21 protein-coding genes are annotated in these 20,434 nt (G+C 61.6%); 2 read left to right on the top strand and 19 right to left on the bottom strand.

Annotated elements, in window-relative coordinates; all coding sequences use genetic code 11:
- Positions 1-8: 8 nt before the first annotated feature.
- The 4 genes from DBQ51_RS09225 to spoVAC form a co-directional block, all read right to left on the bottom strand.
- Positions 9-971, bottom strand: a complete 963-nt coding sequence (locus DBQ51_RS09225; RefSeq protein ID WP_242977877.1) for a tRNA dihydrouridine synthase — start codon at positions 969-971, stop codon at positions 9-11.
- A 72-nt stretch (positions 972-1,043) separates the two neighbouring features.
- Positions 1,044-1,400, bottom strand: a complete 357-nt coding sequence (gene spoVAE, locus DBQ51_RS09220) for a stage V sporulation protein AE (protein WP_107632161.1) — start codon at positions 1,398-1,400, stop codon at positions 1,044-1,046.
- Positions 1,401-1,405: 5 nt separating this feature from the next.
- A complete protein-coding gene (locus DBQ51_RS09215; protein ID WP_107631366.1) occupies positions 1,406-2,434 on the bottom strand; it encodes a stage V sporulation protein AD in 1,029 nt (342 codons plus the stop codon).
- Complete coding sequence (gene spoVAC / locus DBQ51_RS09210) at positions 2,431-2,883, bottom strand: stage V sporulation protein AC (RefSeq protein WP_082396864.1); 453 nt, start codon at positions 2,881-2,883, stop codon at positions 2,431-2,433. Before spoVAC ends, DBQ51_RS09215 begins: the two co-directional genes overlap by 4 nt.
- A gap of 162 nt (positions 2,884-3,045) precedes the next feature.
- On the opposite strand from spoVAC, the gene DBQ51_RS09205 reads away from it, so the two are divergent.
- The gene (locus tag DBQ51_RS09205; RefSeq protein WP_054326559.1) at positions 3,046-3,639 is read left to right on the top strand and encodes an ECF transporter S component; all 594 of its coding nucleotides are present in this window, start codon (positions 3,046-3,048) and stop codon (positions 3,637-3,639) included.
- Positions 3,640-3,687: 48 nt separating this feature from the next.
- Here the strand turns inward: DBQ51_RS09205 and DBQ51_RS09200 are convergent, their stop codons facing one another.
- The 3 genes from DBQ51_RS09200 to DBQ51_RS17165 all read right to left on the bottom strand — a co-directional run bounded on the left by DBQ51_RS09200 (position 3,688) and on the right by DBQ51_RS17165 (position 6,534).
- Positions 3,688-4,860, bottom strand: a complete 1,173-nt coding sequence (locus DBQ51_RS09200; RefSeq protein WP_159068134.1) for an MFS transporter — start codon at positions 4,858-4,860, stop codon at positions 3,688-3,690.
- A 115-nt stretch (positions 4,861-4,975) separates the two neighbouring features.
- Positions 4,976-5,812, bottom strand: coding sequence for a prephenate dehydrogenase (locus tag DBQ51_RS09195; RefSeq protein WP_107631364.1), 837 nt, complete (start codon positions 5,810-5,812; stop codon positions 4,976-4,978).
- A gap of 107 nt (positions 5,813-5,919) precedes the next feature.
- The gene (locus DBQ51_RS17165) at positions 5,920-6,534 is read right to left on the bottom strand and encodes an SHOCT domain-containing protein (protein WP_054326563.1); all 615 of its coding nucleotides are present in this window, start codon (positions 6,532-6,534) and stop codon (positions 5,920-5,922) included.
- A 181-nt stretch (positions 6,535-6,715) separates the two neighbouring features.
- Here DBQ51_RS17165 and DBQ51_RS09185 point away from each other — a divergent pair, with 181 nt between their 5' ends.
- Positions 6,716-7,063 (top strand): helix-turn-helix domain-containing protein, encoded by a 348-nt coding sequence (locus DBQ51_RS09185; RefSeq protein WP_054326564.1) that lies wholly within the window; start codon positions 6,716-6,718, stop codon positions 7,061-7,063.
- 47 nt (positions 7,064-7,110) lie between these two features.
- Here the strand turns inward: DBQ51_RS09185 and DBQ51_RS09180 are convergent, their stop codons facing one another.
- The 12 genes from DBQ51_RS09180 to DBQ51_RS09125 all read right to left on the bottom strand — a co-directional run bounded on the left by DBQ51_RS09180 (position 7,111) and on the right by DBQ51_RS09125 (position 20,427).
- On the bottom strand, positions 7,111-7,773 hold the full coding sequence (locus tag DBQ51_RS09180; RefSeq protein WP_107631363.1) for a VanZ family protein: 663 nt from the start codon (positions 7,771-7,773) through the stop codon (positions 7,111-7,113).
- 82 nt (positions 7,774-7,855) lie between these two features.
- Positions 7,856-9,763 carry an NAD(+) synthase gene (locus tag DBQ51_RS09175; protein WP_107631362.1) on the bottom strand — a complete coding sequence of 636 codons (1,908 nt, stop codon included), beginning with the start codon at positions 9,761-9,763 and terminating at the stop codon, positions 7,856-7,858.
- A gap of 144 nt (positions 9,764-9,907) precedes the next feature.
- Positions 9,908-10,588 carry a CDP-diacylglycerol--glycerol-3-phosphate 3-phosphatidyltransferase gene (gene pgsA, locus DBQ51_RS09170; protein ID WP_054326568.1) on the bottom strand — a complete coding sequence of 227 codons (681 nt, stop codon included), beginning with the start codon at positions 10,586-10,588 and terminating at the stop codon, positions 9,908-9,910.
- Between the two features lie 2 nt (positions 10,589-10,590).
- On the bottom strand, positions 10,591-11,922 hold the full coding sequence (gene rimO / locus DBQ51_RS09165; protein WP_107631361.1) for a 30S ribosomal protein S12 methylthiotransferase RimO: 1,332 nt from the start codon (positions 11,920-11,922) through the stop codon (positions 10,591-10,593).
- 133 nt (positions 11,923-12,055) lie between these two features.
- Positions 12,056-13,852, bottom strand: coding sequence for an oligoendopeptidase F (gene pepF, locus DBQ51_RS09160; protein ID WP_107631360.1), 1,797 nt, complete (start codon positions 13,850-13,852; stop codon positions 12,056-12,058).
- Positions 13,853-13,936: 84 nt separating this feature from the next.
- Positions 13,937-14,251 carry a hypothetical protein gene (locus tag DBQ51_RS09155; RefSeq protein ID WP_107631359.1) on the bottom strand — a complete coding sequence of 105 codons (315 nt, stop codon included), beginning with the start codon at positions 14,249-14,251 and terminating at the stop codon, positions 13,937-13,939.
- A gap of 146 nt (positions 14,252-14,397) precedes the next feature.
- Positions 14,398-14,865 (bottom strand): regulatory protein RecX, encoded by a 468-nt coding sequence (locus DBQ51_RS09150; RefSeq protein WP_054326570.1) that lies wholly within the window; start codon positions 14,863-14,865, stop codon positions 14,398-14,400.
- Positions 14,862-16,022 carry a recombinase RecA gene (recA, locus tag DBQ51_RS09145; RefSeq protein ID WP_082396868.1) on the bottom strand — a complete coding sequence of 387 codons (1,161 nt, stop codon included), beginning with the start codon at positions 16,020-16,022 and terminating at the stop codon, positions 14,862-14,864. Before recA ends, DBQ51_RS09150 begins: the two co-directional genes overlap by 4 nt.
- A 198-nt stretch (positions 16,023-16,220) precedes the next feature.
- A complete protein-coding gene (gene prmC, locus DBQ51_RS09140) occupies positions 16,221-17,087 on the bottom strand; it encodes a peptide chain release factor N(5)-glutamine methyltransferase (RefSeq protein WP_107631358.1) in 867 nt (288 codons plus the stop codon).
- A gap of 81 nt (positions 17,088-17,168) precedes the next feature.
- Positions 17,169-18,104, bottom strand: a complete 936-nt coding sequence (locus DBQ51_RS09135) for a DUF1385 domain-containing protein (protein WP_054326571.1) — start codon at positions 18,102-18,104, stop codon at positions 17,169-17,171.
- A complete protein-coding gene (locus tag DBQ51_RS09130; protein ID WP_054326572.1) occupies positions 18,104-19,660 on the bottom strand; it encodes a sensor histidine kinase in 1,557 nt (518 codons plus the stop codon). The genes DBQ51_RS09135 and DBQ51_RS09130 overlap by 1 nt, the downstream gene beginning before the upstream one ends.
- A gap of 77 nt (positions 19,661-19,737) precedes the next feature.
- On the bottom strand, positions 19,738-20,427 hold the full coding sequence (locus DBQ51_RS09125) for a response regulator transcription factor (protein ID WP_054326573.1): 690 nt from the start codon (positions 20,425-20,427) through the stop codon (positions 19,738-19,740).
- Positions 20,428-20,434 lie beyond the last annotated feature (7 nt).

The following is a 20,434-nucleotide window of genomic DNA, read 5'->3' as shown; positions in this document are numbered from 1 at the left end:
TTCCTTTTTTAGCGGAACCAGCCCGGCTCCACCTGTTCGCGCAGCGGCAAATCGCGGAACACCGCCGCCGCTGCCGCGAGGAAATCGTCCGGTCCTGCCGCCTTGCGCAGCCGCTTGCCGTATTTTTCACTGTCTGCAAACAGGTTCAGGTGGTAAAACCAGACCTCTTTCATGCGCAGCATCGCGATCCGACGGTCGCCGAACGCGGCGCAGTAGCGCTCGTACAGGGTATTGTGGAACGCCTCCAGCACCGTCTTATCCGCACGCGGGCCGCCGCGCAGCCGCGTGACCAACGAGGGGTCACCGACCAGCCCGCGGCCTATCATCACCGCCCGCACCGCGGGGTACCGCGCGCCGACCGCGGCGGCGACCGCTTCGCTGACAACGTCTCCATTATAGCAGACCGGCATGCGGCACTGCGGCAGGGCTGCGGCAAACGCCGCCTCGCGCACGCCGCCCCGATAAAAATCCACCCGCACGCGCGGGTGGATGGTCAACTCGGCAATCGGATAGCGGTTGTAGACCGCGAGCAGGCGGTCAAATTCCGCGGGGTCGCGCACACCCAGGCGCGTTTTGACCGACACCGCCGCCCTGCACGCCGAGAATACCGCGTCAAAAAACCGGTCCAGCTCGTCCGGATGGGCGAGGAAACCCGCGCCCTTACCCTTGGCCGTTACCGTACCCGAGGGGCATCCAAGGTTCAGGTTGACCTCCGGATAGCCCATCTCCGCCAGGGCGTTCGCCGCCCAGATGAAATCCGGAGCGGACCTGGTCAACAGCTGCGGCACCGCAGGCACGCCCGCGTTGGCCTCGGCCGCGACGTCGCGCTTCTGGCGCGGGGTCAGACGGCCGTTCGCGGTCGGCGTGATAAATGGCATGAAATACTTGTCTATCCCCGGGAAATACGCATGATGCGCGCGGCGGTAGACCGCGCCGGTCACGCCCTCCATGGGGGCGAAATAATACTGCATGGAAAAACCCCTTTTGTCAATTGATCCCATTGTGTTCTATTATAACGGGATTTTCCCTTGCCCGCAAGCGGCTCAGCTTTTGGATTTCGGCTTTGCCAGCAGGGCGAACAGGCAGCCGAACACGATCGCCGCCGCGATGCCGCCCGCCGCGCCGGTCACGCCGCCGGTGAACACGCCCAGCAGGCCGCTTTCCGCGACCGCCTTCGCCACGCCCTTGGCCAGCGAATAGCCGAAGCCGAGCAGCGGCACGGTCGCGCCCGCGCCCGCGTAATCCACGAGCGGTTGATACACCCCGATCGCCTGCAGGAACACGCCGATCACCACCAAGCTAACCAGAATGCGCGCGGGCGTCAGCTTTGTTTTGTCAATGAACACCTGGCAGACCGCGCAGATCGCGCCGCCCACCCAAAAGGCATTGACATATTCCATCCAGTTCATGCGCCGCTCCTTTCGATCACGACCGCGTGGCAGATGCCCGCGATGGGCTGTCCCTGCTGCACCGAGGTCGGGCTCATCATTGCGCCCGTGCCGGCGAACACCAGGCGCCGGAGCCGGCCGCCCTCCATATCCCGCAGCAGCGGGCCGCACAGCACCGCGGCCGAGCAGCCGCAGCCCGAACCGCCCGCATGTGCGTCCTGTTCATCCCCGAACAGCAGGCTGCCGCAGTCCGAGTACACGGGCGACAGGTCGATCTTATCCTCCCGCAGCAGGGTGAGCAGGATATCCGCCCCCACATGGCCGAGGTCACCGGTCACGATGCAGTCGAAATCGGCCGGCTGCGCACCAAGGTCGGACAAAAGCGTAGAAAGCGTGTCGTAAGCGGCGGGTGCCATCGCCGCCCCCATGTTATTCGCGTCCTTAACGCCCATCTCCACCATCCTGCCGAACAGCGCATGCGTGACACGGATGCCGGAGGAGCCGCCCCGCGGGTCCGCGGCGGACAGCACGGCCGCGCCGGCCGCTGTGGCCGTCCATTGGGCGGTCGGCGTGCGCTGGCCGCCGTAGGCAAGCGGGAACCGGTACTGCCGCTCGGCCGAGCAGAAATGCGAGGACGCGGCAGCGAGCAGGCGCCGCGCCGCGCCCCCCTCCACCAGACACCCGCCGAGCGCCAGCCCCTGCGCCATAGTCGAACAGGCACCGTATTGCCCGAGATACGGCACGTCCGACCCCACCGAGGCCAAAAACGAGCCGATGCACTGGTTGAGCAGGTCGCCCGCGAGGATCACATCCAAATCGCTCTTCTGCAGACCCGCCTTTTTTACCGCGAGGTCGATCGCGGTCTTTTGCAGTTCGCTTTCCGCCAGCTCCCACGATTTCTGACCCATGCGGTCGTCCTCGGTCACGAAGTCGAACTGCGCGCCCAACGGGCCGTCGCCCTCCTTTTTCCCGACCGCCGCCGCATGCGACAGCAGAAACGGCCGCTCCGCAAACTGTAGCGTGCGCTTCCCTATCCTCCGGATCATCCCGCGCCGCCTCCCCCCATCAGCAGCAGCGCCAGCCCATAGAGCACGCTGGCCGAAATACCGTATACCAGCACAGGGCCGGCGATCACAAACAGCTTCGCCCCCACGCCCAGCACCAGCCCCTCGCTTTTGAATTCCATCGCCGGCGACACGATCGCGTTGGCAAAGCCTGTGATCGGTACGATCGTTCCCGCGCCCGCGTGTTTGGCCAGCTTTTCATACAGGTGCAGGCAGGTCAGCAGCGCGCCGAGGAACACCATGGTGATGGCCGTCGCCGCCGCCGCGTCCGCTGTCTCCAGGCCGCGCGACTGCCAGAAATTGCTCACGCCCTCGCCGACCGTGCAGATCGCCCCGCCGAACAGGAACGCCTTCAGACAGTCCTTCCAAAGCGGCGAATTCGGGCTTTTCTGTTCCAACATCTGCTGGTATTTCTGCTTATCCAGTTTCATGCGCATCTCTCCTCTTCGGGAGGCTACTCCCATGTTTCTGCTATTTTGCGCGGTTTTTTTGCCGTTTATCCATCTGACCTTATAAAATAATCAAAGTTTGGCTATTTAAAACAGGTCAAATATGCCGTATCCTATCTGAGGAAAGAAAAGGGGGAAACCGTTATGGAAAACAACAAACGAAAGATCACGCTGTACGATATCGTGGCCGTGGGGCTGCTCGCGGCCTTTGTATTCATTGCCACATTCTTTTTCAAAATCAAGATCCCGACGCCCGGCGGCTCAACCATGGTCAAGCTGGGCAACGGCATCTGTCTGCTGGCAGGCACGCTGCTGGGCGGCTGGCGCGGCGGCCTGGCCGCCGGCATCGGCTGCGCGCTGTTCGACCTGACCGATCCGGAATACGCGCCCACCGCCTATGTCACATTCCTCCGGTACTTTATCATGGCCGGCCTGTGCGGGCTGATCTCGCACTGGGGCGGGGCAAACGGACGCCGGACGATCCGCAACCTTGTCGCGGCCATCGCGGGTGCGCTGACCTATTCGACCCTGTATATCGGGGGCAAGATCATGGGCATGATGCTCGCTGGCTCGGCTTTTGTCCCTGCGGTGGCCGGCTGCGCGGCCAGCATCGCCTCCAGCCTAATCAACGCCGTGGTCGGTGTGATCGTCGCGATGCTGCTCACGCCCGCGCTGCAAAAAGCGCTCCAGTCCACCTCGTTCGCGCGCCATCTGGCGCACAGCTCGCAAAAGAATTAAAAAAGCCGCCCGCCGGAAAGAATTCCGGCGGGCGGCCGCGCTTTTCCATCAGGGCCGCTCGTCACGGGAGCCTGTGTGCGCTTCGCCCCGCTCGCGCACGACCAGCAGCAGCGCCGAGCTGACAAACATGCCCGCGACCGCAAACGTAATGCTCATCATCCCCGCATGGATCCCCCAGGCGGATGCGACCAGGCCCGTGATATACGGCATCAGGATCGCCCCGACACCTGCCGCAGGCAACATCACGCCCACGCCCGCGCTCGACAGCGATTTACCCGCGCTCGCAACCGCGGTCGGGTTGACGCCCGCGATCGAGACGCCGAACACAAACAGCAGCACCAGCGCGGAGACCGCCGTTTCCGCCTGTAGCAGAAGCAGGTACGCGCCGATGCAGCAGGCGGTCATCAGGGTCAGCGCACGGAAGCCGTTGCGGATATGCAGCACCAACGCGATCACCAGCCGCGCGGCCAGCATTGCGCCCCAGATGACCGTGACCGTGAGCTGCCCGGCCGTGCCGGACAGGATGCCTGTATCCTTGAAATAAGTAACCATCCAGCCGGTGACCGCGATCTCGGTGCAGTTTTGGAAAAACAGCACCGCGGTCAGCAGCCAGAAGCGGCGGGAATGGAAAAAGTCCCACTGTCCCCCGCCGTCCGCCGTCCGGCTCGCCCGACGCGGCAGTCGGCCCGCGTAATAACTCAGCCACAGCAGGCAGCCGCACAGGCCTAGCCCGATCATCGGCGCGCGCCAGTGCAGCAAGCCGAGCGCCGCGATCAGCAGCGGGCATACCAGCGAGCCGAGCGCAAAGCGCGAATGCGCCAGGTTCATTCCCTGGGTGCGGTCCTCCGCTGATATCGCAACCAGCACGCTGTCCGTATTCAGCACGCAGCCCTTTGCCGCGCCGACCAGCCCGAACGCCAGCACCAGCAGCCAGGGGTTCCCTGTCAGCGCCATGGCGAAATAACCGGCCGCACCGCCGGTCGACAGCAGCAGCGTCGTGTTGCGCATGCCGCGCCGCACGGTCAGCATACCCGTTGTAAAGCCAGACAGCAGATTTCCCACGCTCAACGCCGCGAGCAGCACGCCGCCCCATTCGTACCCCAGCGCATAGCGGTCCTGCAGCAGGCTCATCACCACGCCGCTGCTCGACCCAAGCAGGCCGCCGAGCAGCATTGTCCGGTAAGCGCATCGCATCAAGCGGCGCCGCATCAATGCTTGCATCCTGTTCTCCCCCATTTCCCATTGTCGCCCTTTCAGTTTACACCCGAAACCGCTCCCGCGCAAGAGCGAACAAGCCAAAGGCGCCGCTTTTTCAGCGGCGCCTTTTCGCTCTCCGTCAACCGAGGCGTTCCTTTCGTTCTCGGCCGTCGCGCAGGAGCAAAGTCAGGGTTTCCCTATCTTGCGCGCGGATGGCGCGGCGGTATTCGTCCAGATGGCCGATGATCTCGTCGATCTCGCGCGCAAGCGGCTCGGCGTTGCACAGAAACAGCTCGCTCCACATGATTTCGTTCAGCTTGGCCACGCGCGTCAGGTCCTTATAGCTGCCCGCGGAATAGCCATTATGCTTATCCGCCTCCGGACTTTTGATGTAGGCCGAGGACACGACATGCGCCAGCTGCGAGGTGAAGGCGATCATCCGGTCATGCTGTTCGGCCGTGCAGCGCACGGTCTGCCCAAAGCCGAGCGCCGTAAAATACGCTTCGAGCTGCTCCAGCACCCGCTCGGTGCTGCTCCTGGTGGGGACGAAAATCATGCTCGCCCCGTCGAACAGGGTCGGAAGCGCAAAATCCAGGCCGGAGAACTCTCGCCCCGCCATCGGATGCCCGCCGACAAAATGCACGCCCGCGTCGAGCGCAGCCTGCTCCAGCCGCTCGACCATGAACTGCTTGACGCCGACCATATCGACCACCACGCAGCCCTTTTTCATTTTCGGCATGTTTTCCAGCAGCCAGTCCACCGTCGCCTGCGGATACAGGCCGATGATGACCAGGTCGGCCTCCTTATACAGTGCCTCGGTTGCGACCGCGTCGATCGTGCCGTCCGCGCGCGCCTGCTCGGCGGTGGCGCGGGTGCGGTTCCAGCCCAGCACACGGCTGAGCGTGCGCGCCTTGATGGTTTTCGCCATCGAGCCGCCCATCAGGCCGAGGCCGGCAATAAGTACGGTGTCAAACATGATACAATCCCCTTGGTCTTGATGTTTTACTTAGTTAAATTGTAGCGTGGCGAACGAGGTTTGTCAATGAAAAAGGCGGTCCACATCTCTATGCGGGCCGCCAGCTGTTATAATCCCAGGATCTGTTTTTTCTTTGCGTCAAATTCCTCTTGTGTGATCACACCGCTGTCAAGCAATTCCTTATACCGTTTCAGTTCTTCCGCACCGGCTGTTGCGTTGGACTGCGGGGCAGCCTCCTGCCGCGCTGCGGATGCTGCCCGCTTGTCCTGCCGTTCCAGCAGAAGCCGGTTGATCTCAGTATGTATCTCAGCGGCGTTTTTGATCCAAACGAATCTGATAAAACCGGAAGCCGTGGCGACCGCAATCCCCCGCCAAAGCCTGGTGGTTTTGACTGCGGAAATCATATCAAACGGCAGATCGACGCGTTGGCCGAACACAGCCGTGCCGAAAACACGCTTATCGCTCACCGTTATGCTGATCCGCGAGCAGTACCAATAGAACAGCCCTGCGAGAATCAGGAATGGGAGCAGCGTAAAGCACGCATAATACGGGAATGCGCTGGTCAGAAAATAGGACAGGTCTAATCCATCTCTCCTGTTCGAAATATCGATCGCCAAGGGCAGACCGAGCCAAATAAAAAGAACGACGCCAATACCAACGATGATCAGGCTGATCAGCTTGATATTGTACTGTACGGATTTGATAATGATTTTTTCTTCCATGTAATCCCCTCCCTATTTTGTCCGGCATGGATTAATAATCTATGCTTATTGCTATTATATTACATGCAAATTGCATAGTCAATATGCTTTATTGGCAATTTGCAATGCTTTTCATTGCAAAGCGTAACTCGTGAATATCGTCCCGCCTCGATAAAATGTAGCATGGAAAGGGGCTGTAAGGATGGATGACTTATCCTTTGAGATCGGTAAAAATATACGAAAATACCGGAAATTGAAAGGGCTGACGCTGGAGAAGCTGGCAGAGGTACTGGAGACGGAAACCAATTATCTTGGACAGTGCGAGCGCGGCGAGCGTCGGTTCAGCCTAGATAAGCTGGTTGACCTGATTGAGTATTTCGGCATCACCGCCAATGATATCATACCGGCTTCAGGCAAGGGGAACGGCAGGAGCCGGGAAAAAAGCGTCTACCTGCGGGAAATCAACGAGCTTCTCGGCCCCTGCACGGACAACCAGCTGGCGGTCATTCTGAACATGCTGAAGGAAAGCGTCCCTTTTTTAAAGGAATAGGCGGGAAGTAACAAAAAAGCAGGCTGGCATATGCCAGCCTGCTTTTTTTATGCTTCCTTCTGCGGCCTTGGGTTGACCCGGCAGAGCTGCTTCCAGATTGGTGTAATCCGGCAGAGGACGAACACAATCAGCGCGCCTGCGAGGTTCAGGATCAGATCGTCCACATCGCACGAGCCGGCGCCGGTATACACCTGCGCCACCTCGACTGCCGTGATGCCGAGCGTCAGCGTGGCGGTAAAGAAGAAAATGCTCCTCTGCCAGCGGAACAGCGCGGGCAGGAACACGCCCATGGGCGCAAACGCCGCCAGGTTGCCCAGCAGGTTGAGTACCACCAGCCGCAGCGAGATATTGCCATAGCCGTAGGCAATCAGATAATTTTTAATCGTGCGCAGCGGTTCCAGGTTGACCGCGCCGAGGTCTGCGCCCGCGTGGAAGCCGCGGCCGAACGCATTATCAAAAAACAGCACGTTCGCCAGCACCCACAGATAGTACCAGAACAAAAGCAGCATATAGTCGTGCCGCCGTTTGGCGCACGCGCCGGCCGGCACGCCGTAAAACAGCGCCGTGCCGAGCAGCAGCGCGAACGCCGCCGCGACCGCGAGCTTTTGCTCCGGCCCCACGATATAGCCGGGCGCCAGCTCATAATACAGGTTGAAGCAGAGCAGCACGGCGGTCAGGACCGCCGCCAGCCTGCGGACAAGGGTTTTCAAAGGGAGTTGCTCCTTTGTGAGGGGATTCCCGCGCCAGCGGCGCGGCTTTTATACCGGGGCTTTTCCAGCGCCCCATGCCCGTTTACAGGCGCTCCGCCTCGGAAAGCCACAACGCCGCGCATGCATCCGAGGGCATGCGCCAGTCGCCGCGCGGGGAGAGTGTGACCGTGCCGACCTTGGGGCCGTCTGGCAGGCAGGAGCGCTTGAACTGCTGGGTGAAAAAGCGTCGGACAAAGGTCACGAGCCATTTTTTCACCGTTGCATCGTCGTACACACCCGCAAAGGTCTTGCGTGCAATGCGGTAAATTTTGCGCGGCGGGTAACCGAAGCGCAGCATATAATACAGGAAAAAGTCGTGCAGCTCATACGGGCCGACCAAATCCTCGGTTTTCTGGCTGATCTCCCCATCCTTGGGCGGGAGCAGCTCGGGCGATACCGGCGTGTCCAGCACATCCTGCAGCACGTCGGACAGCTCGCCGAGCGCACAGTCGGCCTCATAGGCGACCAGATATCGCACCAGCGTTTTGGGGATGGAGGCGTTGACGCCGTACATCGACATATGATCGCCGTTATAGGTCGCCCAGCCGAGCGCCAGCTCGGACAGGTCGCCCGTGCCGACCACCATGCCGCCCAGCTTGTTGGCCAGGTTCATCAGCACCAGCGTGCGCATACGCGCCTGCGCATTCTCAAACGTGACCGAAAGGTCGTCCATGCTCTGACCGATATCGCGAAAATGCTGATCCACCGCGGCCTTGATATCCACGGTCTGCAGCGTCACGCCATAGGCGTCGGCCAGCTTTTCCGCATTGCCGCGCGTGCGGGCGGTCGTGCCGAAACAGGGCATGGTCACCGCCAGGATGCCCTTGCGGTCCAGCCCGAGCAGGTCGAACGCATGCACCAGCACGATCAGCGCGAGCGTGGAATCCAGCCCGCCGGACAGACCCACAACCGCAGCCCTGGCATGCGTGTGGCGCAGACGGGTGGCAAGGCCGGTCGCCTGCAGCGTGAGGATCTCCTCGCAGCGCTCGTTGCGCAGCGCCTTATTGGCGGGAACGAACGGCGTGCGCGGGAACCGGCGGTCCGCGAGGTCGTTTTCGCCGGGCGTTACCTCCATCGTGGCCGCAAAGCCGCCGCCCGATACCGTGAACGTGTTCATGCGGCGGCGCTCATGCACGAGCCGCTGCACGTCGATATCCGCGTAGATCACGCCGCTCTCGAACGGGCGGCTCTCGGCCAGCAACACGCCGTTTTCCGCGATCAGGTCGTGGCCGGAGAACACCAGGTCCTGCGTAGATTCCCCGAAGCCCGCGTCCGCATAGGCGTAGGCGCACAGCAGCCGCGCGGACTGCTGCCGTACCAGGTCGCGGCGGTAGGCGGTCTTACCGATGATCTCATCCGACGCGGACAGGTTGACGATCACGGTCGCGCCCGCCTGCGCCAGCCGCGTGGAGGGCGGTTCGGGTACCCACAGGTCCTCGCAGATCTCCACGCCAAACGCGAAATCCGGCATCGCCGCGCTGGAGAACACCTGCACACCACCGAACATAGTGGTCTGGCCCAGCAGCTCGACCGGCTCCATATCCAGCCCCGCGCCCGACGTAAAGTGGCGCTGCTCGTAAAACTCGGAATAATTCGGGATGCTGTGCTTCGGCACCAGCCCTTCCACCGCTCCGCGGCACAGCACCGCCGCCACGTTATACAGCTTGCACTGATGCATCAGGGGCAGGCCGACCACCACGGCGGCGTTCAGCGCCGCAGTCGCGTCCCGCACGGTGCGGAGCGCTTCCAGCGCCCCATCCAGCAGCGTCTGCTGCAAAAACAAGTCGCCGCAGGTATAGCCGGTCAGGCAAAGCTCCGGAAACACGATCAGGCGCGCGCCCTTATCCGCGGCCTGTTCCGCCAGCCTGACGATTTCGGAAGCGTTATAGGCGCAGTCCGCGACCCGCAACGCGGGCGTCGCGGCGGCAATTTTGACAAATCCATCCTGCATTCCAGTATTCCTCCAGACAGTTCAGATATGGTTAGTATACCCTTTTTCCGGCACGGACGCAAGGTTTTTGCGCCCATGCACGGGACATCCGCTCGGAAAAAGGAGGAAGACCACGGTCTTCCCCCTTTGTGCCGTATTGCGCCGTTATTTTTCCCTGACCGCGCCATCCTTGATAATATCCCAGTTTTTGCGCAAATAGTCAAAGCCTGAGTAGATAGTGACGAGCGTCACGACCCAGCCGACCAGGTATGCGAACATCGGATAGCCGTCCGTTCCACTGATAACCATAACAGTGCTGGTACTGGTGAAACTGCCGTCAGACGACACCATCATTGAGTCGAATGCACCGCTGCCGGCCGCACCAATCAGGATATAATACAGATAAATTAAAATAATACCGCCAATCTGCACACAGGTCTTGACCTTGCCCGTCCATGTCGCGGCGAGCACGCGGCCCTTGTTGGCCGCCACCACGCGCAGCGAAGTGATGATCAGCTCGCGCGCCAGAATGACGCACACCATCCAGCCCGCCATTGCGCCCTGCCCCACGAACAGCACAAGTGCGCTCGTCACCAGCAGTTTATCCGCCAACGGATCGACAAATTTGCCAAAATCGGTCACCTGGTTATACTTGCGGGCGACATAACCGTCCAGAAAGTCCGTGAAGCTCGCCACGCAGAACAGCACCAATGCGATAACCGTATTCGTTGGGAACAACAGACCGCTTGCCTGATAATCCACGGAAAACATCGGCTGCGACGCGAAATACAGAAAAAATGGGATCATTGCAATACGGGTCAGCGTGATCTTGTTTGCTGTGGTCATTTTTATTCCCCCTTTTGCCGGACGCCGAGCAGGTCGGGTCCCAGGCTGTCTGTGATGCGGACGGGGACAAACCCGCCCGCTACGGGCGCGTCCTCCGCCTCAAAGTACACATGGCCGTCCACTTCGACCGAGTCCGCGTAGGTGCGGCCGTACCAGAGCTGCTGCTCCTCGTCAAACCCCTCGCACAGCACCTCCATGACCTCGCCGTGGCGGGAGGTGTTGTAATCGTCCAGCACGCCCGACTGCAGCTCCTCCACGATCAGGCGGCGGTTGGCCTTGACCGCAGCGTCGATCTGGTCGGGTAATTCCGCGGCCTCGGTACCCTCCTCGGGCGAAAACTCGAACACGCCCACGCGCTCGATCTGTACGTCCTGCAAAAACGCACACAGCGCGGCAAATTCGTCCTCGGTCTCGCCCGGCAGGCCGACAATCAGGCTGGTGCGCAGCACAAGGCCCGGGATGCGGTCGCGCAGGCTTTGGAGCAGCGCGGCAAATTCCTCCCCATCGCCTGGGCGGTGCATCGCGCGCAGGATGCGCTTTGATACATGCTGGAGCGGGATGTCCAGGTACTTGACGATCTTGGGCTCGGACGCAATGACCTCCACCAGCTCGTCCGTGATCTGGTCGGGGTACAGGTAGTGCAGACGCACCCAATGGAAATCCATTTCGCACAGGCGGCGCAGCAGCTCGGGCAGCAGGCGCTGATGCCCGGGCAGGTCCATGCCGTATTTGGTGATGTCCTGCGCAATGACGATCAGCTCCTTCACCCCAGCGTCGGCCAGCGCCTGCGCTTCGGCGAGCAGCGCGTCCATCCCGCGCGAGCGGTACGGCCCGCGCAGCTTGGGGATGATGCAGTAGCCGCAGCGGTTGGAGCAGCCCTCCGCGATTTTGAAATAGGCCGTATATGGCGGGGTCAGGCGGTCGCGGCCGCCCTCTAGCGCGGCGCTGGCCATATCCGCCAGGTACGCGGCCTTATGCCCGCCGAGCGCGGCGTTCGCCGCGTCCACGATGCTCTCATAGCTGCCCGTGCCGCAGATTGCGTCGATCTCGGGCAGCTCCGCGCGCATCTCCTCCGCGTAGCGCTGCACCAGGCAGCCGGTCACGACCAGGCCTTTCATTTTGCCGCTCTGCTTGTACTGCGCGGTTTCGAGAATGGTCTCGATCGCCTCGGTCTTGGCGGCTTCAATAAACCCGCAGGTGTTGACCACGCCCACGTCCACCTCGGCCATATCCTCGGCGACCTCCCAGCCCGCCGCGCGCAGCAGGGCGAGCATATGCTCGCTGTCCACCAGGTTTTTGGCGCAGCCGAGCGAAATCAGTCCTATTTTCGGCATGGAATCCTCCTTTTTTGTCCCACTATTGTCCAATGGTATTATACATCACAAACCCGCCTTTGTCATCTGTTGTATTTCGTCCGCGCGCGCAGAAAAAGAGGGAAGCCGTCCGGCTTCCCTCTTCCCCGCCGCTTTACAGCAGCCGCTCCATTTCCGTAATCAGCTCGTCGAACAGGCGGGTCGCGTCCTCGATGGGCACGGGGCTTGCCATATCCACGCCCGCGCCGCGCAGCAGCGTGATCGGGTCGGCCGAACAGCCGCCGGACAGGAAACCCAGGTAATCGCTGACCGCGCTTTCACCCTCGCGCAGGATGCGGCGCGACAGCGCGATCGCCGCCGCATAGCCGGTGGCGTACTGGTACACATAGTAATCATAATAGAAATGCGGGATACGCGCCCATTCCAGCGCGATCTCCTCGTCCACGACCATATCGGGGCCGAAATACTGCTCGTTGAGCCGCCGGTACAGCGCGCAGAGCGCTTCGGCGGTCGTACCCTCTCCGCGCTGGGTCATCCCGTTCACCGCCAGCTCGAATTCCGCGAACATGGTCTGGCGGTACAGCGTGCCGCGGAACTGTTCGAGGAAATGGTTGATAAGATACGCGCGCTGCTTCCGGTCCTGCGTGACCGACAGCAGGTATTCCATCAGCAGCGCTTCGTTGCAGGTGGAAGCGACCTCGGCTACGAAAATCACATAATCCTGATACGCGGTGGGCTGGGTGCGATTGGACAGGTAGGAATGGATGGCGTGGCCCATTTCGTGTACGAGCGTGAACACATCGTCCAGCGTCCCCTTGAAATTGAGCAGCACATACGGATGAACGCGCGCGCCCGCGGAATACGCGCCCGAACGCTTTCCCTCGTTCTCATATACGTCGATCCAGCCGCCCGCGAAGCCCTGGCGCAGCAGGTCCAGGTATGTCTCGCCCAGGGGGGCGAGCGCCTTGAGCGCGGTTTCCTTGGCTTGCTCAAAGGTGAACTTCATCTCCACGCCCTCGACCACCGGAACATAGAGGTCGTACATATGCAGCTCCTCCAGCCCAAGCAGGCGGCGGCGCAGGCCGACATACCGGTGCATGGGCGCCAGCGAGCGGCGCACCGCGTCGATCAGGTTGTGGTAAATGGCGGTCGGCACCTCGGTCCCGTCGAGCGCCGCGTCCAGCGTGGAGGGATATTTGCGCGCGTTGGCAAAGAACAGCAGCTGCTTCATCTGCGCGGACAGCGTCGCCGCTGCGGTATTGCGGAACTGGCCGTACACCGAATACAGCGAATCGAATGCGGACCGGCGCAGCGCGCGGTCATAGGACTGCATCAGCGGGATAAAGGTGCCGTGCGTGACCGGATGCCTGTTCCCATCCTGATCGGCCGCGTCCGGAAAGCGGAGATCGGCGTCATTGAGCATGGAGTAGATATCGTCCGGACCGGACGCCATCTCGCCCGCAGCCGCGAGCAACGCCTCCTCCTTGTCTGAAAGCACATGGTCGCGGCGGCGGCGCACGCGGTCCATCGCCAGCCGGTAGTTTTCGAGCGCGGGCGTTTCGCGGTAAAAGCGGGCGAGCGTCTGATCGTCAATGGCGAGCAGCTCGGGCGTTTCAAACGCTGCCGCGGCCTGCAACTCCACCGCGAGCCGCGTCGCCTGGCTCACCATCTCCTGATACGCGGCGACGCGGGTATCCTCGTCGCTGCGGCGCTGGGCGTAATGGACAAGCGCGTCGAACGCCAGGCTGATCTCGTCGTCCAGGCGGAAAAATTCCAGCAGCGTCTCCCCGCTTTCGGACAGGCGGCCGCGGTACGCCGCGACGCGCGGAACAAACGCCTTGGCTGCGTTGTAGGCGGCACGCCAGTCCGCATCGCTCGCGAACAGATCGCGGACCGCCCACTTGCCACTGTCCGGCACCTCCGCGCGTGCTGGTATCCTGGTCATTTCCATGGAAATCCTTCCTTTCCGGTATGGTTTACTGTATGTTATTATGATACCGCAACCGGACAGAACATGCAAGAAAAAGCCCTCTGTTTACCAACAGAGGGCGAAAAAACGGTTCATTGCCTGACGGAACAGTGTACGCGGATCATAATGAAATTGATCAGGACGGTCAGCGCCAAAAGGAAAACGCTTGCCATCTCCGCCAGGCCCTCCGTATCGGCAAGGCCGGCCCAGTCGCCAACGGAAGCGGTAAAGCGCCTGCAGGCCGATGGCGGCCGCGCACGCCGCCGCGCTGACCGCGAGACGCGGCTTCCATTTCTTCTCGGCTGCAACACCGCGGAACAGCACCGCCAGCGCGATGATTCCCAGCAGAATACTCCCTATGTTAAGCCATCCATAACCCATATCCATGCTCCTCCTTTTATTGTCGGTTATTGAGGAAACCGCGCGCGGCTTCTCTTTAGGGAAAGGATAGCACGGAAAAACCTGATTGTTAAGAAAGGGGCGGGAAAATTTGCTTTCCCGCCCCTTTTGCGCTCTTTTATGCACTTTTAGAACGTGTCGGGCAGGTCCTGCCCGTACTCAGCCAGCGCCGCCCGAATATCCGGCCAGGAAAACCCCCGGCGCTGCAGCGCCGCGACCGCCTTTTCGACCTCCCGCCGGTCGGACACATCGCCGTGCAGCCGCTTGTCAAGCAGCGCGCGCAGCTTCGCCCTGTCCGGAGAAAACGGCTGCAGCGCCTCTTCCGCCGTCTCGCGCGCCACGCCCCGGCGGGCCAGCTCCTGCCGGATGCGCAGCTCTCCGTACCCCTTGCGCGCGCAGGAACGCACCACGCTTTCCGCGTAGGCAGCGTCGTCCAGCAGGCCGCGTTCCAGCAGCCAAGCGACCGCGTACTCCGCCGCCTGTTCGTCGTGGCCCTTGTCGAGCAGCTTGTCCCGCAGCATGCTGGCGCTCAGCGCGCGGTATGAGAGCTGCCTCGCCGCCGCGTCCAGCGCCGCGTGGTATTTATCCCCGTTCATTCTTCATCCAGGTCGTCAAAATCATCCGCGTCGATGGACACGGCCCGCGAAGCGCCGGCCTTGGGTGCGGCGGGCTTGGCCGCAGGCGCCGCTACGGACGCCGGACGGGCCGCCGCGGTCTGATGCGCCTTCTGCCGCTCCTCCTCAACTTTTTCCATGATCTGCTTCTGCACATCGTCCGCAAGCTCGGGATGGTCCTTGAAATACTGCTTGGCCGCGTCGCGCCCCTGTCCCAGGCGCATTTCGCCCAGCGAGAACCACGCGCCCGACTTGCCCACAATGCCGTATTTGACGCCCAGATCGACCAGCTCGCTTGTGCGCGAGATGCCCTCGCCGTACATGATGTCGAACTCGGCCTCCTTGAACGGCGGCGCGACCTTGTTTTTGACCACCTTGCAGCGGGTGTGGCTGCCGATATTCTCCGCGCCGGACTTGATATGCTCGGTACGGCGCACGTCGATACGCACGGAGGCGTAGAATTTGAGCGCGCGGCCGCCGGTCGTGACCTCCGGACTGCCATAGATCACGCCCACCTTTTCACGAAGCTGGTTGATAAAAATAGCTACGCACTGGCTCTTGGCGATCGAGCCGGCCAGCTTGCGCATGGCCTGGCTCATCATGCGGGCGTGCAGGCCGACGAACGAATCGCCCATTTCTCCCTCGATCTCGGCGCGCGGGGTGAGCGCGGCGACCGAGTCGATGACCACAATATCAATTGCGCCCGAACGCACGAGCGCCTCCGCGATATCAAGCCCCTGCTCGCCGGTATCCGGCTGGGAAACCAGCAGGCTGTCGATATCCACGCCCAGCGCCTTGGCGTATATGGGGTCGAGCGCATGCTCCGCGTCGATGAACGCGGCGGTGCCGCCCAGCTTCTGCGCCTCGGCCACGCAGTGCAGCGCAACCGTGGTCTTGCCGGAGGATTCCGGCCCGTAGATCTCCACGATGCGGCCGCGCGGCAGACCGCCGATGCCCAGCGCGAGATCCAGCCCGATCGAGCCGGTCGGGATATGGTCTACCTGCATGCCGGCGTTCTCGCCGAGACGCATGACCGAACCCTTGCCGAACTGCTTTTCGATCTGACCGAGCGCCGCGGCGAGCGCTTTCTTTTTATCGGCCGCGGGCGCGACCGGTTCGAGCTGTTTTTTGGTAGCCATAAAGAGCCTCCTGCTTGTTTGTTGATTCCTGCATCCATTATACCAGTGGCAAAAAATAAAAGCAAGAAAAATCGAAAATTTGTTCGATGTTTTCCTGCTTTTTATTTTTCACTTTCGTCTGTGGACGGCGCGGCGGCCTGCGCGCCGCGTTCGATCTGTTCGCTGAGCGGTACATATTCCGGAGGCTTTTCCCCCGTTTCATTCCAGCAGGGTGTTGTACCCATACACAATGCGCGGCACCCCGGAAAGGTCCTCCGTGATGCCGATGCCGGCAAAACGGTTATCCTCCAGGATGGCGGCGACCTGCGTCGCCTGCCGGTAGCCGCACTCGAACAGGATGACGCCGCCCGGCACGAGCAGCTCCCCCCACTTGGCGCAGATCGAACGGTAAAAATCCAGCCCGTCCTCCCCGCCGAACAGCGCTTCGTGCGGCTCGTAATCCGCGACGCTCGGCTCGAGCGCGCGCATCTCCGCGCGGGTGACGTAGGGCGGATTGGAAACTAGGATGTCAAACTGCCCCATATTGTTCGGCGGGCGGAAGCGCACGTCCGCCTTGAGCGCGACATACCGGCCCTGCACCCCCAGCCGACGGGCGTTTTCCCGCGTAACGCGCAGCGCGCCCTCGGAAATATCCACGCCCGCGACGCGCGCGTCCTCCACCTCATGCGCGGCGGCGATGCCGATGCAGCCCGAACCGCAGCACAGGTCGAGGATGCGCGGCGAAACCCGCTGCCGCGCCTGTCCGATGACCAACTCGCACAGACGCTCGGTATCCGAGCGCGGGATCAGCACCGAGCGGTCGATCTGGAACGTCAGCCCATAAAAATCCCATTCGCCGAGTATGTATGCAAGCGGTTCGCCGTCCAGACAGCGGTCGCAAAGCAGATGCGCATAGTCCACCGTCGCGTCGTCCAGATAGACATGACCCCAGTCGGCTGTTTTGTTTTTATCCGCCTTGCAGGCGTATGCCGTTATCTCGCGCGCGGAAAGAGAAGGCTGCGGATCGTCCGCCTCCTTCAAGCGCTTGAACAGCTCCATATATACGTCGTTGATGGTCTTGGTCAAGGCTTGGCCCACCCCCTAAATGTGTTTTACGCATGCCGCAGGGCGCGCGGCGGCTTTCCATACAGCGATATGGACGCCTATTCACCAGTTGTCCGATCCGTCCTCCGGAATGACCGCCTTCATGCCGGTGATCGCCACCTCAATCATGGAATCGTCCGGCTCGAACACGGTCAGGTGCTGGATCATCAGGCCAGGCCAGCGCAGCGCACGGGAAAGCACGCTCTCCGAACGGCCGGCGTAGCGGTTGAACTCATAGCTGATGCCCACCACGAGCGGCAGCAGGACCAGATGCGCCAGCATGCGCAGAAACGGGTTGGTGATATCCACGATGGAAAACACGATGGACGAAACAATCGTCGCAATAATAATCAACACGAACATAAAGCTGGTGCCGCAGCGCGGATGGTATTTGTTCTGGCGGCGGACGTTCTCCACGGTCAGTTCCTCGCCCGCCTCGTAGCAGAAAATGGTCTTGTGCTCCGCGCCGTGGTATTCGAACGTGCGGCGGATGTCCTTCATGTGCGACACCGACCACATGAACAGCAGGAAGATCACCACGCGCACCGCGCCCTCCAATACGTTGCGGGCGAGTACGCCCCAGCCCTCCGGCACAAAGCCGCCGAGGAAGCTCGGCAGCAGCAGGAACAGCGCGACCGGCAGCGCGATGCCGATTACGGTCGAAATACCGAGGATCAGCCGGTTCAGACCCTCGGAGCCGAATTTATTTTCCAGCCAGATCTCGAATTTGGAGGGCGGCGCGTCCACCTCCTCGTCCTCAAAGAACGAGGCCGAATAGTTGATTGCCTGGATGCCGTCTTTCATGGCCATGAACAGGCCGTAGGCGCCGCGCAGCACCGGCAGCTTCCAGAACGCGGAGGGCTGGTGCGCGTCCTCCTCCTTTACGACCAGCTCGCCGTTTGCCTTGCGGACAACCGTGCAGACCCGTCTGGGACCTTTCATCACGATGCCCTCGATAATCGCCTGGCCGCCGATCGTGGTTTTCTTTTGCGTTGGCATTAGCTATCTCCTTTGGGTTCAGGGGTATAAGGGGTTTCCGGCACCTTGGGGATAGCCCCCGTGATGCCGAGCGCTTCCTCCGCCTCCGCGGCGGGCAGGGTGATGGTGACCGTCGTACCCGCGCCGAGCGTGGACGCGATATCCAGCGTGCCGCCGTGCAGGACGACGATCTCGTCGGTCACGGCCAGGCCGATGCCGCTGCCGCGCTGCTTGGAGGAGCCTTTATAAAATTTCTCCTTGACAAAAGGCAGCTCGGCTTCCGGTATGCCTTGGCCGTAGTCGCGCACCGAGGCGACGATTTTGCCGCCCTCCCGCCGCAGGGAAATATCGATCTTTTTCCCGTCCGCGCCGTATTTGGCGGCGTTGTCCAGGATATTGAGGAACACCTGCTTCATGCGATGGCGGTCGCCGTTGATATAGTAGTTGGCGTCCACGTCCTCGTCGTAGCTCAGCCGGATGCCGCTTTTCTGCAGCAGATTTTCATACATATACACGGCCTCGTACAGCTCGATCGATAGGTCGAACAGCTCGACCTCGAGCTTCATGCGGCCGGACTCGATGCGCGCGAAATCCAGAAGCTCCTCAACCATGCGGGTCAGGCGGCCCGCCTCTTTCTGGATGATGGTCAGGCCCTGCATAACCTCCTCTGGGTCCTCTCCCCCGCCCGCGAGCAATGTTTCGCTCCAGCCGCCGATGGCGGTGAGCGGGGTGCGCAGCTCGTGCGAAACCGAGGAGATAAAGTCGTTCTTCATGCGCTCGGCGCGGCTGATCTCGTCTGACATGTAGTTAATCGTATCGCACAGCTCGCCAATCTCGTCGTCATAGGTCTTTTGCAGGCGCACCCCGTAGCGGCCGGCCGCGATCTCCTTGGCGATCGTGTTGATCTTGAGGACCGGATCCACGATGGACTTGACAAAATAGCTGTTGGAGGCGACGACCAGCATCAGGAACACCAGGCAGGCCAGAATGACGATGCCGATGATGATCCAGATCTGCCGCTCAACGATGCGCAGCGAGGTGATGAAGCGCACGCCGCCGATCAGCTCCCCGCGGGAGGACAGGAGAGGGGTGGTCACGCTCATGACCCGCTCGTCCGTAAGCGGGTCGCGGCCGGGGAACACCGCGGTCTTCTGGGTGGACAGCGCCTGCGCGGCGTCCTCGGTGGAGGCCATGCCGCCGCCCGTCAGTGCCGAGGTGGACAGCAGGATACGGCCGTTGCGGTCGAGGAACTGCATCTCGAGCTTTTCCTGCTCGCTGAAAGTGGAAACGTCAGATTCCGCCTGCGCGTAAAACTGGTCGTAGGTTTCGGTAAAATACTTGTGGTAGGTTTCGGCCTTGAGCGTGGCGCGCGAGGTCAGGTTGTCCCGCACCGAGGCGTAATAGTAGCCGGACACGCCGACCGTGACCAGAATAACCACGGCCGCCAGGATGACCAGCACGAACGAAAGCGAGTTCATCATCCAGCGGCCCTTGATGCCGCCCGGCGAGTGCAACACCTTGGGCGCGGCTGGCTGTGGCGGCGCCTTGGGCTGTTTTTTAGATCTGCGATAAATCATAGGTAAGCTGCCTTTCTCATCTCAGGCTGTTGCGGCAAACGCACAGGGGGCGGCAGCGCGCTCCCTGCTTGCGGCGGTCAACCCTCCCACATATAGCCGTAGCCGCGCACGGTCACGATATGCGATGGCTCCGCCGGATCATCCTCGATTTTGATGCGCAGGCGGCGGATATTTACATCCACGATCTTGAGCTCGCCCACATAGTGATGGCCCCAGACCATCTCCAGCAGCTCGTCGCGGGAGAGCGCCTTGCCGATGTTCTCCATAAACGCTTTCAGCAGCCCGTACTCGATCTGCGTCAGCTCGATCTTGATGCCGTTCTTGAGTACCTCTCGCGCGCGCAGGTTGAGCTTGAACGGGCCGGACTTGATCACATCCTCCTCCGAGAAGGGCGAGCCGGACACGCGCCGGTACAGCGCGTCCACGCGCGCGGCAAGCTCGATCACGGAAAACGGCTTGGTCACATAATCGTCCGCGCCGTTCATCAGGCCGGTCACCTTGTCCGCCTCCTGGGTGCGCGCGGTCAGCATGATAACGCCCGCCTGATAGCCCGCGGCGCGCATAGCGCGGCAGACCTCATACCCGTCGATGCCGGGCAGCATCACATCCAGCACCGCAACCGCAATATCCTGGTTGGCATGGTATTTTTCCAGCGCCGCTTCGCCTGTTTCGGCCTCTATCACCTCGTAACCGCTCCGCTTCAGGTTGAGGACCAGAAAGGAGCGGATATTTTCTTCATCTTCCAAAACCAGTATTTTGCGTTTCATGGATGTT

Source organism: Agathobaculum massiliense, from assembly GCF_900291975.1.
Classification (GTDB): domain Bacteria; phylum Bacillota; class Clostridia; order Oscillospirales; family Butyricicoccaceae; genus Agathobaculum; species Agathobaculum ammoniilyticum.
This window is presented reverse-complemented; position numbering and strand designations above follow the sequence as displayed.